Raw genomic sequence first — 14,604 nt, 5'->3', positions numbered from 1 at the left:
GTTTTACTCCGGCAGCAGGCTTTCGCCAGCAAACAACTCGGCTACCGTCTCGCGGCGACGCACTTCAAACGCTTGGTCACCGTCCACCAGCACTTCGGCGGCACGGCCGCGCGTGTTGTAGTTGGAACTCATGACAAACCCGTAGGCACCGGCCGAATGCACGGCCAGCAAGTCGCCCTCTTCCAGCGCCAACTGACGATCCTTGGCAAGGAAATCACCGGTCTCGCAGATCGGCCCGACGATGTCGTAGGCGCGAGCTTGCGTCTCACGGGGGCGCACGGCGGTGACGTCCATCCAGGCTTGATACAGCGCCGGGCGGATCAGGTCGTTCATGGCCGCGTCGACGATGGCGAAGTCTTTGTGTTCGGTGTGCTTGAGGTACTCGACCTGGGTCAGCAACACGCCGGCGTTGGCAACGATGAAGCGGCCCGGCTCGAACACCAGCGCCAGGTCGCGGCCGTCGATGCGCTCGCGCACGGCTTTGATGTAGTCGCCAGCCAATGGCGGCTCTTCATCGCGATAACGTACGCCCAAGCCACCACCCAGATCGATGTGGCGCAGGTAGATGCCGCAATCGCCGAGGCGGTCGATCAGTGCCAGCAAGCGGTCGAGGGCATCGATGAACGGAGGCAGGGTGGTCAGTTGTGAGCCGATGTGGCAATCCACGCCCACGACTTCCAGGTTCGGCAGTTGTGCGGCGCGGATGTACACGTCTTCAGCGTCGGCGATGGCAATGCCGAACTTGTTTTCTTTAAGGCCGGTAGAAATGTACGGGTGGGTGCCAGCATCGACGTCCGGGTTCACACGCAGGGAAATCGGAGCGCGAACACCCAGCTCGGCAGCCACGAGTTGCAGGCGCTCGAGTTCGTCGGTGGATTCGACGTTGAAGCAGTGCACGCCGACTTCAAGCGCCCGGCGCATGTCGTCACGGGTCTTGCCGACACCGGAGAACACGATCTTGTCGGGCTGGCCGCCAGCGGCCAGAACACGTTCCAGCTCGCCACGGGAAACGATGTCGAAACCGGCGCCCAAACGCGCCAGGACATTCAGTACGCCCAGGTTGGAGTTGGCCTTGACCGCGTAGCACACCAGGTGCGGTGTGCCGGCCAGGGCATCGGCGTACGCCAGGTACTGGGCTTCGATGTGGGCGCGGGAGTAAACATAGGTCGGCGTGCCGAAGCGCTCAGCGATGGCGGACAGGGCAACCCCTTCCGCGAACAGCTCACCGCCACGGTAGTTAAAAGCGTCCATGGTGTTCCCTTAAGCGTGTTTGTGCGATTGCGACTTCGCCTGGTCATTTGGGGATTTGCTGTCATCTGGAAGAAACAGCGGGCCTTTTTGACCACAGGCAGTGACAAGGCAAGCAACCGCGACAAGCGCAGCAAGGGAAGAGATCAGGCGCTTCATGGCGAAATCCTTGAAAATGCGTTAATTGCGCCGGAGTATACCGGCCACCCGTCAGCTTGCCTATGTGACGGGGTTCCCGTCCAGCGGGGCTTTGCTTCTTTGCTGAGTAAGTCGAGGGCTGAACTGCAACCCCTGTGGGAGCAAGCCTGCTCGCGAAGGCGGAGTGTCGGCCAACATTGATGTTGAAGATGATGGCCTCATCGCGAGCAGGCTCGCTCCCACAGGTTTCGTGCCCTGTCGGACGGGCGCCTGGTCGGTATCCTTTGCAATCGCCGGGGCTCGGCCGTATCTTGCGGCGCTTGAGCGTAAGTAGACACTTTTTGAGGTTCCTGCAATGAGTTTGACTGAAGCCCGTTTCCACGATCTGGTCGATGCTACCCAGCAAATGCTGGAGGATATTTTCGATGAGAGTGGCCTGGATATCGATCTGGAAAGCTCGGCCGGTGTACTCACCGTCAAGTTCGACAGCGGCAGCCAGCTGATCTTCAGTCGTCAGGAGCCGTTGCGTCAGTTGTGGCTGGCGGCGGTGTCCGGCGGTTTCCACTTCGACTACGACGAAGAAAGCGAACGCTGGATGTGCGACAAGAGCGAAGAGCAACTGGGCGAGATGCTTGAGCGCATCGTCGGTCAGCAGGCCGGTGCCAAACTCGATTTCGAAGGTCTGTAACACCGTGACCGATGCCGCGCCCGTTCGCCCGCCAAAGCCGTTGTACAGTAACGTCAGTCAGGCGGTGCCCTCACCGTGCACCAACGTGTGCCGGCTGGATGAACAGAAGGTCTGCCTGGGCTGTTTTCGTCACGTCGAGGACATTCGCGAATGGCGCTCGGCCGACGACGAACGGCGCCGGGTGATTTGCGCCCAGGCCGCGCGGCGCAAACACCTGTCCCCCTCCCGGTAGGCGCAAGGCTTGTCCCCGTGCCACACGGCAGCTCTGCCGCCCGCTGACTTGTATATTTAGTGAGCTGTGATAGTGTCCGGGTACGCCTCAACTCATCGAGGCCCGTGAAAACCCCGCCTATTTCTGGCGGGGTTTTGCTTTTGTCGTGCAGAAAAAAGGAGTCTGCCTGAATCATGACCACCGCACCTTCCATCATCCTTACCCGCCTGGACGTGCAGCGTCTGGAACGTTTGATCGATAGCCTGGACGAGCCGTTGCCGCCGGGTGCTGTTGCGTTGCAAGCCGAGCTTGATCGCGCTGAAACTGTGGTGGGTCACGAGGAAGTGCCTGCCGGTGTCGTGACCATGAATTCACGCGTGCATTGCCGTGAACAAAGCAGCGGCAAGGACTACCACCTGACCCTGGTGTACCCGCAGGACGCCAATGCCGACGAAGGCAAAATTTCGATTCTGGCGCCGGTAGGCAGCGCCTTGCTCGGCTTGCAGGCAGGCCAGCACATCGATTGGCCGGCGCCGGGTGGCAAGACCTTGAAACTTGAACTGATTGAAGTGGAATACCAGCCGGAAGCGGCCGGTGAATACCACCTCTGACCCCTCAGGCCTGTTCGAGCGCCTCGTTCAGTGCGCGCTCCAGGTCGGCCTTGTAGCGCAGGTAAAGATTGCTTGAACTCTGCCCGTCACCGAGCAGCCCGGACAAGTCCAGGTCGGTGATGTAGCAGCGATACCGTTCTACTTCCCGACGCTGCTCGACGATCTCCCGGGCGACCACCGCGAAGAGCTGGTCGCCGTGCTCCAGCTCCGAAAACTCTCGCTGATTGCAATACAGGGTGACCTGCACCTGCCCCGGTGCGGCTTTGCCGATAATCGCCTGCACGTCATAAAACGGCTTGTTCACCGGTGTTTGTGGCGTGGGTCGCGGCTCGACACGCCGGGCCCGCGCGGTGCCTGATGGCAAGACCTGGTAATACAGGGTGTCCAGGGTCGCGACCGGTTGCGCGGGGTCCATCGGCAGCAACGCGTCGCGCCGGAACAGGATCGATTGCAGGAAGCGCTGCATCGGCACCAGCAGGCTCTGTTCGTCGTGGTATGGCTGGCGCTGTTGCCACAGGGCATTGAACTCATCCAGCACATACAGTTCGGCGTGGGCCTCGTTGATCCGGTAGAACACTTGAATGCACTCGGGCTGGCCCATGGGCAGGATCAGCGCCAGGTCGTGGTCTTCCAGCGCCATCGGGTCCAGTTGCAGCGGGCTGTAGCGGGGCAGTGTTTCCCCCAGGTAATCGAGCAGCGCGGGCAGGCTGGCCAGTGCAACGTGGTGGACCTGGCCAGGCACCAGTTCCAGCACGTGGTAATGCTGCTGGACCTGAATCAGGTAGCGGTGGTTGAGCTTGCTCAGCAACAGGTTTTGCGCGGTATCGAGGACTTCTTCGACGCGCAGGGCAATGAATTGCGCCCGGTTGTGGCAGAAGCAACGCACCCGCAGTCGGGGTTGATGCGGGCCATCGGGCAGGTTGTTGAGGTAATCGCGCAGGCAGTCGAGCAGGGCGTGCGGGCCGTCGTAGCGGCTGACCAGCACTTCATTCCAGCTATTGAGCGTGACCTGATCGAGGGTCAGCACCAGGTTCTCGCGCACCCCTGCGTAGCTCAGCGAGTCAGTGCGCTCGGTGGTCATCAGGATGTTCAGGTCACGGTGATGCTTGAGCGGGTCGACCCCGACATTCACCAGGATCAACACTTCGCTGGGGACGCTGGCGTGCAGCAACTGTTCTTCGCCGACAGTGCTCAAGGGCAGGGCGACTGACTGTTGCAGGCTGCCGAGCAGGTTGAACAGTTCAAACTCGCTCAAGTCGCTGTCGCCGGGGTGCAGTGCCAGGCGGGTGCTGCTGTCGATCACGCCGTTGCGATGGCACCAGGTCAGCAGCTCCAGCAATTCGCGGCTGCGCTTGATCGGCGCGAAATGCTCCCACTCCAGTGCGCCCAGGCTGCCGTTGTACAGTCCCCAGTGGCTTTGCCCCGGTTCTTTCTTGTTCGGCGACTGGACCAGCGTCAGGGTGTCTTCGGCCAGGTCCGGGGCGATGCCAGGGTTGATGAATTCGATCTTGTCGGCCTTGCGCTCGAAGGCCGCATACAGCCGACGCCCGAGCACATTGAGGTCGCGTTTGTTGATCAGGCTGAGCGTTTGCTCGGTGCGGGCGAACTGCGTCAGGAAGCGGTAGCTGTAGTTCAGCTCATTGACCAGTGCCCGGCGTTCGGCGCTGACCTGACGGACTTTCCATTGGCTGCGGCTGTCGAGCTGTGCCAGTTGACGCTGGTCCCAGCCCCACTCATGGGCCAGTCGCTCCAGCAATGCGCGTTGCCAGCTCTGGTTGCGGGCACTGTTGCCGGTGAGCTTGCGGTTGACCTTCAAGTAAAGGGCGCGCCGTACCAGCTCCAGCCGCTCCGGTTCGCCTCGGGCCGTGAGGTATTCCTCGATGCGCCGGTACACCATGATGTACGGGTCCAACTCATCCAGATCGAGACGATGGGCGAACACCGCCTGCTTGAAACGCAGGCTCAGGCATTGGACCTTCGGGTGTTCACTGGCGTAGACCTCGGTCAGCAGCAGTTTGAGCACCGACTTGTAGGGTGACTCAATGCCTTTGAACAGCTGCCAGAGCCCGGCACCGATAAACTCGCCCGGCGGAATATGCGCCAGGTGACCGAGGTCGAGGGTTTCGTCGGCGCGGATAAACCGCTTGGACAGCAGCGTGTGGGTGTACTGCTGGTAGTTGGCTTCTTCGTAGACCGGCACCAGCCACCAGATCGGTGTGCGCCCGGCCAGCCAGATCGCGGTGCGGTAGAACTCATCCAGCAGCAAGTAGTGCTGGGTGGTGCCGCAGTCGTCGGAACTCAGTTGGGTGTCACGCTCGCCGCGTACAAACCGTTGCGGCTCGATCAGGAAGAAATGCGCTTCGGCGCCCTGACTGGCGGCCCAGACCTCCAGCAACTGGCACTTTTTGCGCAGTTCGGCGAGTTCGTTGTCGGCAAGGTCCGGTGCGTGGCAGACCCACACGTCCATGTCGCTCTGGTCAGCCTGGGCGAGGGTGCCGAGGCTGCCCATCAGGAACAACCCGTGAATCGGCTGTGGCGGGTTGCCGTGGCGAGCCTTGTAGGAGAACGAGCGTGTCAGGCGCTGGGCTTCGGCGAGGGCGTTGGCGTCAGGTTCGAAATTCGACAGGCCAGCCGGCGTGCTGCCTGAAACGTAGCCCGGCAGCAGCGGGTGATTGACGTGGAAAAACAACGGCAACAGGGTCAGGACGCCTTGCTGGCGGGTCGACAACCCTTCCATGGCCCGGGCCATGCGGCCGTCATTGAGCTTCAGAAAGCGCGCGCGCAACTGGCTGAGAACCTTGCGGTCGATTCCCTCGTCCAGATCAGGGCGGATTTCGTGGGTGCGGGTCATGTCAGCTCAAACCGGTTCGCGGTGCTCGTCGGGGGCGGTGAGCAGTTTAGCGCCTCCTGCCGGGGACATTTAAGCTGAATTTTGATTTCTGGCGCCAGATTTCTACCGGTGGGAGACAGTCTGCCCGCGGAAATCCCGCGCAGGGAGTTCCGTGGGCGATGCGATGGCCGTCAGGCGGTTTCTTCGACGGACAGGATGGTCAGCAGCGTTTGCACATTTTGCGCGGCATCACGGCCCAGGCTGGTCAGGTAGCCACCATCGGCTTGGGTGATCAGCTCTTTGTCGAACAGGCGTTGTGCGGCGGCAATGGCTTTCGGGGCAGCGGTCTGATGAATTTTCAAACCTTCCTGGGAACTGTCCAGGTTGAAGAGTGCAAGGATTTCCAGTTCGGCAACCAGCTCAGGGGTAAGCGACATAAGGACTCCAGACTTTCTAGGAATAGATGACAGCGCCCCTAAAGTGAACGCACTCGGGCGGCCTGTCCAGTGTTGGCTTAGAGCATTTCGTCGCAGGGTAGCAGTACGTGCGGGCAGGCGCAGTACCAGTGGCGAGGGAGCTTGCTCGCGCTCGACTGCGAAGCGATCGCAAAATCGCTGGATGCAGTGCGTCTGACGAAATGTGCTTGCAGAACTCGGGGCCGCTTTGCTGCCCAGCGGGAGCAAGCTCCCTCGCCACAAGGAGAGCCGTGCCCACGTGATGGAGGGTTATTTCTTTTCGGGCGGCAGCTCTGGCAGTGCGCGCAAGGCGGTTTCGTACCATTGGGTATCGAACGCGCGGTCTTCTTCGAGGATAGCGTCGATTTCCACGGCCAAAACGTGAGCCATCAGTTGCAGGATTTCCTCACGCTCATAACCCACCAGGGTCAGCTTGTTGAAGGTGGCCTTGGCGGCAGGCGGGTTATCGCTTTCGATCTGGTTCTCGATCGCTTCGATCAGCGTGGTTTCGGCGAACGCTTCTTCGTCGCTGTCGTCGTTGTTGGTGCCGGGGGTTGGCTCGCTCATGGCAGGCTCCTCAAGGAAAGGCGCCAGTTTACCTGCATTCGACGTGGTGATGCTGCTGGCGGGAAGTGCGTCTACGTTCTATAACTTGGCGCTGCCAACCCCTGCACGGCCTGGAGGCTATGTGATGCTCAAGCTTTATGGATTTTCGGTCAGTAACTACTACAACATGGTCAAGCATGCGTTGCTGGAGAAGGGTCTGCCTTTCGAGGAAGTGCCGTTCTATCCCGACCAGAGCCCTGAATCATTGGCGATCAGCCCGCGTGGCAAAATGCCGGTGCTGGGTGTCGAGCAGGGGTATGTCAACGAAACCAGCGTGATCCTGCAATACCTCGAAGACTCCCAGGCAGGCCCTGCGCTGTTGCCCAAGACCCCGTTCGAGCGCGCTCAAGTGCTGGCGCTGGCCAAGGAAATCGAGTTGTACATCGAGCTGCCGACGCGGGCCTGTTTTCCTGAGGCGTTCTTCGGCATGTCGGTGCCCGAGGCGATCAAGGAAAAATCCAGGGTCGAATTGCTCGCCGGGATTGCCTCGTTGGGGCGCCACGGCAAGTTTGCACCTTACGTGGCGGGGGAGACGCTGAGCGTGGCGGATCTGTATTTCCTGTACAGCATCAGCCTGGCCTGTGCGGTCGGCAAGAAGTTGTTTGATCTGGACCTGCTGGCCGATCTGCCGGCTGCCCGGGCGTTGCTCGAACGGCTGGAGCAGACGCCGCATGCCAAGCGTATTGCGGCTGATAAGGCAGCGGCGATGCCAGGGTTTCTGGCGATGATCGCTTCCAGGAAGTAAGTCTTGTAGTGATCTGACGTCAGTCATCGCGAGCAGGCTCGCTCCCACAGGGTTTGGTGTGTTCAACACGATCCAATGTGGGTGCGAGCCTGCTCCGGGCGGGGGCCGACGAAGCTTTTAGCGATTTAGCGGCTGGCCAGCAGCGCCTGGCCGCGCACTACGGCGGCCTTCACCTGTGCCGGCGCGGTACCGCCGATGTGGTTACGGGCATTCACCGAACCTTCCAGGGTCAGTACGGCGAACACGTCCTGCTCGATCTGGTCGCTGAATTTGCGCAGTTCTTCCAGGCTCATCTCCGCCAGGTCCTTGCCGCTGTCCACGCCGTATTTCACGGCATGACCGACGATCTCGTGGCAGTCACGAAACGGCAGGCCACGACGTACCAGGTAGTCGGCGAGGTCGGTGGCGGTGGAGAAACCGCGCAGCGCCGCTTCACGCATGATGGCGTGCTTTGGCTTGATCGCCGGAATCATGTCGGCAAAGGCCCGCAGCGAATCACGCAAGGTGTCGGCGGCGTCGAACAGCGGTTCCTTGTCTTCCTGATTGTCCTTGTTGTAGGCCAGTGGCTGGCCTTTCATCAGGGTCAGCAGGCCCATCAGGGCGCCGAACACCCGGCCGCTTTTACCGCGCACGAGTTCCGGAACGTCCGGGTTTTTCTTTTGCGGCATGATCGAGCTGCCGGTACAGAAGCGGTCGGGCAGATCGATGAACTGGAACTGGGCGCTGGTCCACAGCACCAATTCTTCTGAGAAGCGCGACAGGTGCATCATCGCGATGCTGGCGGCCGAGCAGAATTCGATGGCGAAATCGCGATCCGAGACGTTGTCCAGGGAGTTGCCACCCACTGCATCGAAACCCAGCAATTGGGCGGTCAGTTCGCGGTCGATCGGGTACGTGGTGCCGGCCAGAGCGGCGCTGCCCAATGGCATGCGGTTGGTGCGCTTGCGGCAGTCGACCAGGCGCTCGTAGTCGCGGCTGAGCATTTCGAACCAGGCCAGCAGGTGATGACCGAAGGTCACGGGCTGGGCGGTTTGCAGGTGGGTGAAGCCCGGCATGATGGTGTCGGCTTCGCGCTCGGCCTGCTCCAGCAGGCCTTTTTGCAGACGGGTGATTTCGCCCAGGATCAGGTCGATCTCGTCGCGCAGCCACAGGCGGATATCGGTCGCGACCTGGTCGTTACGGCTGCGGCCGGTGTGCAGCTTCTTACCGGTGACACCGATGCGATCGGTCAGGCGTGCTTCGATGTTCATGTGCACGTCTTCGAGGTCGATGCGCCAGTCAAAGGTGCCGGCCTCGATTTCGCCCTGGATGGTCTTCAGGCCGTCGATGATGCTGTCGCGCTCGGCATCGGTCAGCACGCCGACCTTGGCCAGCATGGTGGCGTGGGCGATCGAGCCCATGATGTCGTGGCGATACAGGCGCTGGTCGAAAGTGACGGAGGCGGTGAAGCGGGCGACGAAGGCGTCGACGGGTTCACTGAAGCGGCCGCCCCAGGACTGATTGGTCTTGTCAGTGCTCATGAATTCGCTCGTGATCGGCTGAAGAAAGATGGCGTGAAAACTTGCCGCGGATAATAACAGGGTTGCCAATCGTGTCGTTGACACTGGTCGGTACGATTTTTTCTCATTCGACCGACCATACTCGACGAACCGTTGCCGGTTTCACGCAACGATATTTTCCGAATGGGCAATGTCGTCCCGGCGAACGTCTACAGTTGGACAGAAGGAGCCGCACATTTGCGGGTTCTGCAACCGACACCACAAGCGCTACCGGATAACGCTGCACACCTCGCAATGGCGCCCGCAAACGCCCATGCTCAGGTCAGCGGCCAGGTGGCGATTCCATAAAGGGGTGTTCATCGTGTGTATTGGCAAGCCCTGCAACGCCGTCGAGGCACAGCGATTATCGAGCGGCATGGAACAGGCACGGGTAAATATTGCTGCCCGACATGCGGCACTTTTTGGCCCTCGCGCTAGTCTTAGCGTGGATCGCGGTGACGGACGTCACTTCACCTGTCTACGTTACCCTTGTGCGAGACTCACGCAGGAATCCAGCGCTATATGAATGTCCTGATCGTTGATGACGAACCCCTAGCCCGCGAGCGTCTGAGCCGTATGGTCAGCGAACTCGAGGGATACAGTGTCCTGGAGCCGAGCGCCACCAATGGCGACGAGGCGTTGGCCCTGATCGACAGCCTGAAACCGGATATCGTGCTGCTCGACATCCGCATGCCGGGCCTCGACGGTTTGCAGGTGGCCGCACGTTTGTGTGAGCGCGAGACCCCGCCGGCAGTGGTGTTTTGCACCGCCGACAGTGAGTTCGCCCTGGATGCCTTCCAAGCCAGCACGGTGGGCTACCTGAGCAAACCGGTACGCGCCGAGCTATTGCTTGAAGCCCTGAGAAAAGCCGAACGGCCCAACCGTGTGCAACTGGCTGCCCTGACGCGCCCGGCTGCCGAAACCGGCAGTGGCCCACGCAGTCACATCAGCGCGCGAACCCGTAAGGGCATCGAGCTGATTCCGCTGGATCAGGTGATCTACTTTATCGCCGACCACAAATACGTGACCTTGCGTCATGAGGGTGGCGAGGTCCTGCTGGATGAACCGCTCAAGGCCCTGGAAGACGAATTCGGTGATCGCTTTGTGCGTATCCACCGCAATGCGTTGGTGGCCCGCGAGCGCATCGAGAGGCTGCAACGCACGCCGCTGGGGCATTTTCAGCTATTTCTCAAAGGCCTCAATGGTGACGCCCTGATTGTCAGTCGCCGCCATGTCGCCGGCGTGCGCAAGATGATGCAACAGCTTTAGTCCGGGTTCTGAGCGCGGATCACAGCCCTGTCGCCAGACAGGCCAGGCCAGGGAGGCCACCCGGTTTCTGATACAAGTCAAAGCGGATTTGGCTGAGCTGTTATTATCCGCCGTATCTATTCAGTACGGATTGATCCATGTCCCCTCACGAAATCCGCATCGCTACCCGCAAAAGTGCCCTGGCCTTGTGGCAGGCCGAATACGTCAAGGCTCGTCTGGAGGAGGCTCACCCGGGCCTGCTCGTGACGCTGGTGCCCATGGTCAGTCGCGGCGACAAGCTGCTCGACTCCCCGCTGTCGAAAATCGGTGGCAAGGGCCTGTTCGTCAAAGAACTGGAAACCGCGCTGCTCGACAACGAAGCCGACATCGCCGTGCACTCCATGAAAGACGTGCCGATGGACTTCCCCGAAGGCCTCGGCCTGTTCTGCATCTGCGAGCGCGAAGACCCTCGTGACGCCTTCGTTTCCAACACTTACGCCAGCCTTGATGAGCTGCCTCAGGGCAGTGTGGTCGGCACCTCCAGCCTGCGTCGTCAGGCCCAGTTGCTGACCCGTCGCCCGGACCTGGAAATCCGCTTCCTGCGTGGCAACGTCAACACCCGTCTGGCCAAGCTCGATGCCGGCGAGTACGACGCGATCATCCTCGCGGCCGCCGGTTTGATCCGTCTGGGCTTCGAAGACCGCATCCGCTCCTCGATCAGTGTCGAAGATAGCCTGCCGGCAGGCGGGCAAGGCGCGGTCGGCATCGAATGCCGCAGTGCCGACAGCGAGATCCACGCGTTGCTCGCGCCCCTGCATCACCAGGACACCGCCACGCGTGTCACAGCAGAGCGTGCCCTGAACAAGCACCTCAATGGTGGCTGCCAGGTGCCGATCGCTTGTTATGCGGTGCTGGAAGGCGAGCAAATCTGGCTGCGCGGCCTGGTGGGTGATCCGAAAGGTGGCCTGCTGCTGAGTGCTGAGATTCGTGGCCCGCAAAGTGCGGCCGAGGCGCTGGGGGTGAAGGTTGCCGAAGACCTGCTGGCTCAGGGCGCCGATGACATCCTGCGCGCCGTGTATGGCGAGGCCGATCCGCAGTGATCGGCTGGCGTCTGCTGCTGACCCGTCCCACCGACGAGTCGACGGCGCTGGCCGCGGTTCTGACTGAGGCCGGCGTGTTCAGCAGCAGCCTGCCCTTGCTGGAAATCGAAGCGTTGCCGGTCGTTGGTGTACAGCAGGCAATCATTCAGGACCTCGATGCGTATTGCGCAGTGATCGTGGTCAGCAAGCCAGCCGCCCGGTTGGTGGTTGAACAGGTCGCGCGGCATTGGCCGCAACCGCCGCGCCAGTGCTGGTTCAGTGTCGGCGCGGCGACGGCGCAGATCCTGGCCGGGCACGGTCTGGATGTCTGCTGCCCGCCAGAGGGCGATGACAGCGAGGCCTTGCTTGAACTGGTTCAATTGCGCGAGGCTGTCGCGCGGCCCGATGCGCGCGTGTTGATTGTGCGCGGCGAGGGTGGACGCGAACTGCTGGCTGAGCGTTTGCGCGCCTCAGGTGCTAGTGTCGATTATCTGGAGTTGTACCGTCGCGGGCTGCCGGCTTATGCGCCCCAGGTGTTGGCGCAGCGTATCGCGGCGGAACGCTTGAACGGCCTGGTGGTCAGCAGTGGACAGGGTTTTGAGCACTTGCGCCAATTGGCCGGCAACGCCTGGCCCGAATTGGCGCGGTTGCCGTTGTTTGTTCCAAGCCCGCGGGTTGCCGAGATGGCGCGTGCCGCCGGGGCCCAAACAGTTGTGGATTGTCGCGGCGCGAGTGCCGTGGCCTTGCTGACGGCGTTGCGGGAAACCCGGCCCGTTCTCTAATGCAAAGGATGGATACGTGAGCGAAACAGTCTTGCCCAAAGATGAAGCCCAGCCCGTGCTCGATGCGCCGGTTGAAACTGCGAAGACTCCCGAGCCGCGTCGAGGCAATGGGTTGGCGATTCTGGCGCTGCTGATTGGCGCTGCGGGCGTTGCCGCTGGCGGCTGGGGGATCTGGCAGGTTCGTATGCTGCAGACCAACAACCAGCAGCAGTTGAGCCAACTGCAGACCCTGAGCGATCAGGCGCAAAGCCTCAAACTCAGCGAGCAGCGCCTTACGGCGCGCCTTGAGTTACTGCCGGCCGCCGAAGAACTGGAAGAGCGGCGACGTCTGGTGACGCAGTTGCAAGGCGATCAGCAACGTCTGAATCAGCGTCTGGAAACCGTCCTGGGCGCCAGCCGCAAGGATTGGCGCCTGGCCGAGGCCGAGCATTTATTGCGCCTGGCCAGCCTGCGCCTGTCAGCCTTGCAAGACATCAGCAGTGCCCAGGCATTGGTGCAGGGCGCCGATGACATCCTTCGCGAACAAAACGATCCGGGTTCATTCGCCGCCCGCGAGCAGATTGCCAAAAGCCTCGCAGCACTGCGCAGCACCGAGCAGCCGGACCGCACCGGGCTGTTTTTGCAACTGGGTGCGCTGCGCGACCAGGTGCTGGAGCTGACCGAGCTGGCGCCTGAATACCATGAGCGCGGCGACTCGCTGGTGGGCCTGACCGCCGATGGCGACGGTGCCAGTCGCTGGTCGCAGTGGTGGGAGCAGATTTCGCGGTACATCCGCATTGATTTCGATGCCGACAAGAACATTCGTCCATTGCTGGCGGGGCAGAGCCTGGCGCAGGTGCGCCTGGCCCTCAGCCTGTCGCTGGAGCAGGCGCAATGGGCGGCTCTCAATGGCCAGGCGCCGGTTTATACCCAGGCCATGGCAGAAGCGCGTGATGTGCTCAAGGACAGCTTCAACAAGGACAACCCGCAAAGCAAAGTGATGCTCGAACGGGTCGACGAGTTGAGCAAGCTGCCGGTGACGGTGGTCACGCCGGACCTGGCCGGTACGCTGGCCAGCGTCCAGGCTTACCTTGCGCGTCGCAACATCAGCGCTGAAGACTCGGTAAAACCGCTCGCCAAACCGGCTGAGGGAGCCACACAGGGGACCAGCCCATGAAGCGCTTGTATGTGCTGTTGTTCCTGGTGATCGCAGTATCGGGCGTGCTCGGGTTGGCCATTGCCCAACATTCGGGTTACGTGCTAATCGCCTACAAAGGCTTTCGCTACGAGTCGAGCCTGTGGGCATCGCTGCTGGTGATCTCGCTTGTCTGGCTGCTGTATTGGGGCGTCAAGGCACTGATCGAACTGGTGACGACCTCCACCGGCGTGGTCAATCCATGGTCGCGGCGTAACCGCAGCCGTCGTGTGCAGGTGGCAATCGAACACGGTCAACTGGACCTGGCCGAAGGGCGCTGGGCCAGTGCCCAGAAATATTTGCACCGCGCCGCCGAAGCCGAGCGCCAGCCGCTGTTGTACTACTTGGGCGCCGCGCGGGCAGCCAATGAACAAGGTCATTTCGAGGAAAGCGACAACCTGCTTTCGCGTGCGCTTGAGCGTCAGCCCCAGGCCGAACTGGCCATCGCCCTGAGCCATGCGCAATTACAGACCGACCGTGGTGATACCGAAGGTGCACTGGTCACCTTGCAAACCATGCACGAACGTCATCCTCGCAGCGTGCAGGTGTTGCGTCAGTTACAACGCTTGCACCAGCAGCGCGGTGACTGGTCGGCGGTGATTCGCCTGTTGCCGGAGTTGCGCAAGGACAAGGTGCTGCCGGCCAGTGAACTGGCCGAACTGGAGCGCCGGGCCTGGGGTGAAAACCTCACCCTGGCCGCTCAGCGTGAAGAAGAAGGCGTAGCCGGTTTGCAGTCACTCAACCGTGCCTGGCAGCAACTGACGTCGGCGCAACGCCATGAGCCGCAACTGGTTCTGGCGTATGCCGAGCAGTTGCGACAACTGGGTGCCGAGGCCGAGGCCGAGGATGTCCTGCGCGGCGCGCTCAAGCGTCACTACGACAGCCACCTGGCACGCCTCTATGGGTTGCTGCGCGGCAAAGACCCTGCCCGGCAATTGCAAACCGCCGAAGGCTGGCTGAAAGAGCATCCTGGCGACCCGAGCCTGTTGCTGACCCTGGGCCGCCTGTGCTTGCAAAACAGTTTGTGGGGCAAGGCCCGCGACTACCTTGAAAGCAGCCTGCGCGTGCAGCGTAACCCGGAAGCCTGTGCCGAGCTGGCAAGGTTGCTGGCGCAATTGGGCGACACCGAACGCAGCAATCAGCTGTTTCAGGAGGGCCTGGGCTTGCTGGACGAGCGTTTACTGGCCGCACCGCTGCCCGTACCTGCTCGCGTGTAACGCAGGGGGCTGCCCGGATCATCCGACCGGGCAG

At 61.7% G+C, this 14,604-nt stretch carries 15 protein-coding genes; 9 read left to right on the top strand and 6 right to left on the bottom strand.

Going from position 1 to position 14,604, the window contains the following annotated elements; genetic code table 11:
* Positions 1-3 precede the first annotated feature (3 nt).
* Positions 4-1,251, bottom strand: a complete 1,248-nt coding sequence (lysA, locus tag AC1Z1G_RS26430) for a diaminopimelate decarboxylase (protein ID WP_483623447.1) — start codon at positions 1,249-1,251, stop codon at positions 4-6.
* A gap of 9 nt (positions 1,252-1,260) precedes the next feature.
* Positions 1,261-1,407 (bottom strand): LPS translocon maturation chaperone LptM, encoded by a 147-nt coding sequence (lptM, locus tag AC1Z1G_RS26425; RefSeq protein WP_347902674.1) that lies wholly within the window; start codon positions 1,405-1,407, stop codon positions 1,261-1,263.
* A 334-nt stretch (positions 1,408-1,741) separates the two neighbouring features.
* Between lptM and cyaY the strand changes: the two genes are divergently transcribed.
* The 3 genes from cyaY to rnk all read left to right on the top strand — a co-directional run bounded on the left by cyaY (position 1,742) and on the right by rnk (position 2,896).
* Positions 1,742-2,074 carry an iron donor protein CyaY gene (gene cyaY, locus AC1Z1G_RS26420; protein WP_347902673.1) on the top strand — a complete coding sequence of 111 codons (333 nt, stop codon included), beginning with the start codon at positions 1,742-1,744 and terminating at the stop codon, positions 2,072-2,074.
* A 4-nt stretch (positions 2,075-2,078) separates the two neighbouring features.
* Positions 2,079-2,306, top strand: coding sequence for a DUF1289 domain-containing protein (locus AC1Z1G_RS26415; RefSeq protein WP_483623446.1), 228 nt, complete (start codon positions 2,079-2,081; stop codon positions 2,304-2,306).
* 173 nt (positions 2,307-2,479) lie between these two features.
* Positions 2,480-2,896 carry a nucleoside diphosphate kinase regulator gene (gene rnk / locus AC1Z1G_RS26410; protein ID WP_347902671.1) on the top strand — a complete coding sequence of 139 codons (417 nt, stop codon included), beginning with the start codon at positions 2,480-2,482 and terminating at the stop codon, positions 2,894-2,896.
* A 4-nt stretch (positions 2,897-2,900) separates the two neighbouring features.
* On the opposite strand, the gene AC1Z1G_RS26405 is transcribed toward rnk, so the two are convergent.
* The 3 genes from AC1Z1G_RS26405 to AC1Z1G_RS26395 all read right to left on the bottom strand — a co-directional run bounded on the left by AC1Z1G_RS26405 (position 2,901) and on the right by AC1Z1G_RS26395 (position 6,748).
* A complete protein-coding gene (locus tag AC1Z1G_RS26405; protein ID WP_483623444.1) occupies positions 2,901-5,747 on the bottom strand; it encodes a class I adenylate cyclase in 2,847 nt (948 codons plus the stop codon).
* Between the two features lie 170 nt (positions 5,748-5,917).
* Positions 5,918-6,163, bottom strand: a complete 246-nt coding sequence (locus AC1Z1G_RS26400; protein WP_347902669.1) for a TIGR02647 family protein — start codon at positions 6,161-6,163, stop codon at positions 5,918-5,920.
* A gap of 288 nt (positions 6,164-6,451) precedes the next feature.
* On the bottom strand, positions 6,452-6,748 hold the full coding sequence (locus AC1Z1G_RS26395; protein WP_483623442.1) for a hypothetical protein: 297 nt from the start codon (positions 6,746-6,748) through the stop codon (positions 6,452-6,454).
* Positions 6,749-6,872: 124 nt separating this feature from the next.
* On the opposite strand from AC1Z1G_RS26395, the gene AC1Z1G_RS26390 reads away from it, so the two are divergent.
* On the top strand, positions 6,873-7,532 hold the full coding sequence (locus AC1Z1G_RS26390) for a glutathione S-transferase family protein (RefSeq protein ID WP_483623440.1): 660 nt from the start codon (positions 6,873-6,875) through the stop codon (positions 7,530-7,532).
* Positions 7,533-7,657: 125 nt separating this feature from the next.
* Here the strand turns inward: AC1Z1G_RS26390 and argH are convergent, their stop codons facing one another.
* Positions 7,658-9,052 (bottom strand): argininosuccinate lyase, encoded by a 1,395-nt coding sequence (gene argH, locus AC1Z1G_RS26385; RefSeq protein ID WP_483623438.1) that lies wholly within the window; start codon positions 9,050-9,052, stop codon positions 7,658-7,660.
* A gap of 540 nt (positions 9,053-9,592) precedes the next feature.
* Between argH and AC1Z1G_RS26380 the strand changes: the two genes are divergently transcribed.
* The 5 genes from AC1Z1G_RS26380 (at position 9,593) to AC1Z1G_RS26360 (ending at position 14,570) form a co-directional block, all read left to right on the top strand.
* The gene (locus AC1Z1G_RS26380) at positions 9,593-10,339 is read left to right on the top strand and encodes a LytR/AlgR family response regulator transcription factor (protein WP_483623436.1); all 747 of its coding nucleotides are present in this window, start codon (positions 9,593-9,595) and stop codon (positions 10,337-10,339) included.
* 137 nt (positions 10,340-10,476) lie between these two features.
* A complete protein-coding gene (hemC, locus tag AC1Z1G_RS26375; protein WP_483623435.1) occupies positions 10,477-11,418 on the top strand; it encodes a hydroxymethylbilane synthase in 942 nt (313 codons plus the stop codon).
* On the top strand, positions 11,415-12,179 hold the full coding sequence (locus tag AC1Z1G_RS26370; protein ID WP_483623433.1) for a uroporphyrinogen-III synthase: 765 nt from the start codon (positions 11,415-11,417) through the stop codon (positions 12,177-12,179). Before hemC ends, AC1Z1G_RS26370 begins: the two co-directional genes overlap by 4 nt.
* A 16-nt stretch (positions 12,180-12,195) precedes the next feature.
* A complete protein-coding gene (locus tag AC1Z1G_RS26365; RefSeq protein WP_483623431.1) occupies positions 12,196-13,335 on the top strand; it encodes a uroporphyrinogen-III C-methyltransferase in 1,140 nt (379 codons plus the stop codon).
* On the top strand, positions 13,332-14,570 hold the full coding sequence (locus AC1Z1G_RS26360) for a heme biosynthesis HemY N-terminal domain-containing protein (protein WP_483623430.1): 1,239 nt from the start codon (positions 13,332-13,334) through the stop codon (positions 14,568-14,570). The genes AC1Z1G_RS26365 and AC1Z1G_RS26360 overlap by 4 nt, the downstream gene beginning before the upstream one ends.
* Positions 14,571-14,604 lie beyond the last annotated feature (34 nt).

The sequence above is a fragment of the Pseudomonas sp. JL27(2026) genome (assembly GCF_056933555.1).
The sequence above is the reverse complement of the archived record's forward strand: the minus strand, read 5'-3'. Positions and strand labels throughout refer to the sequence as shown.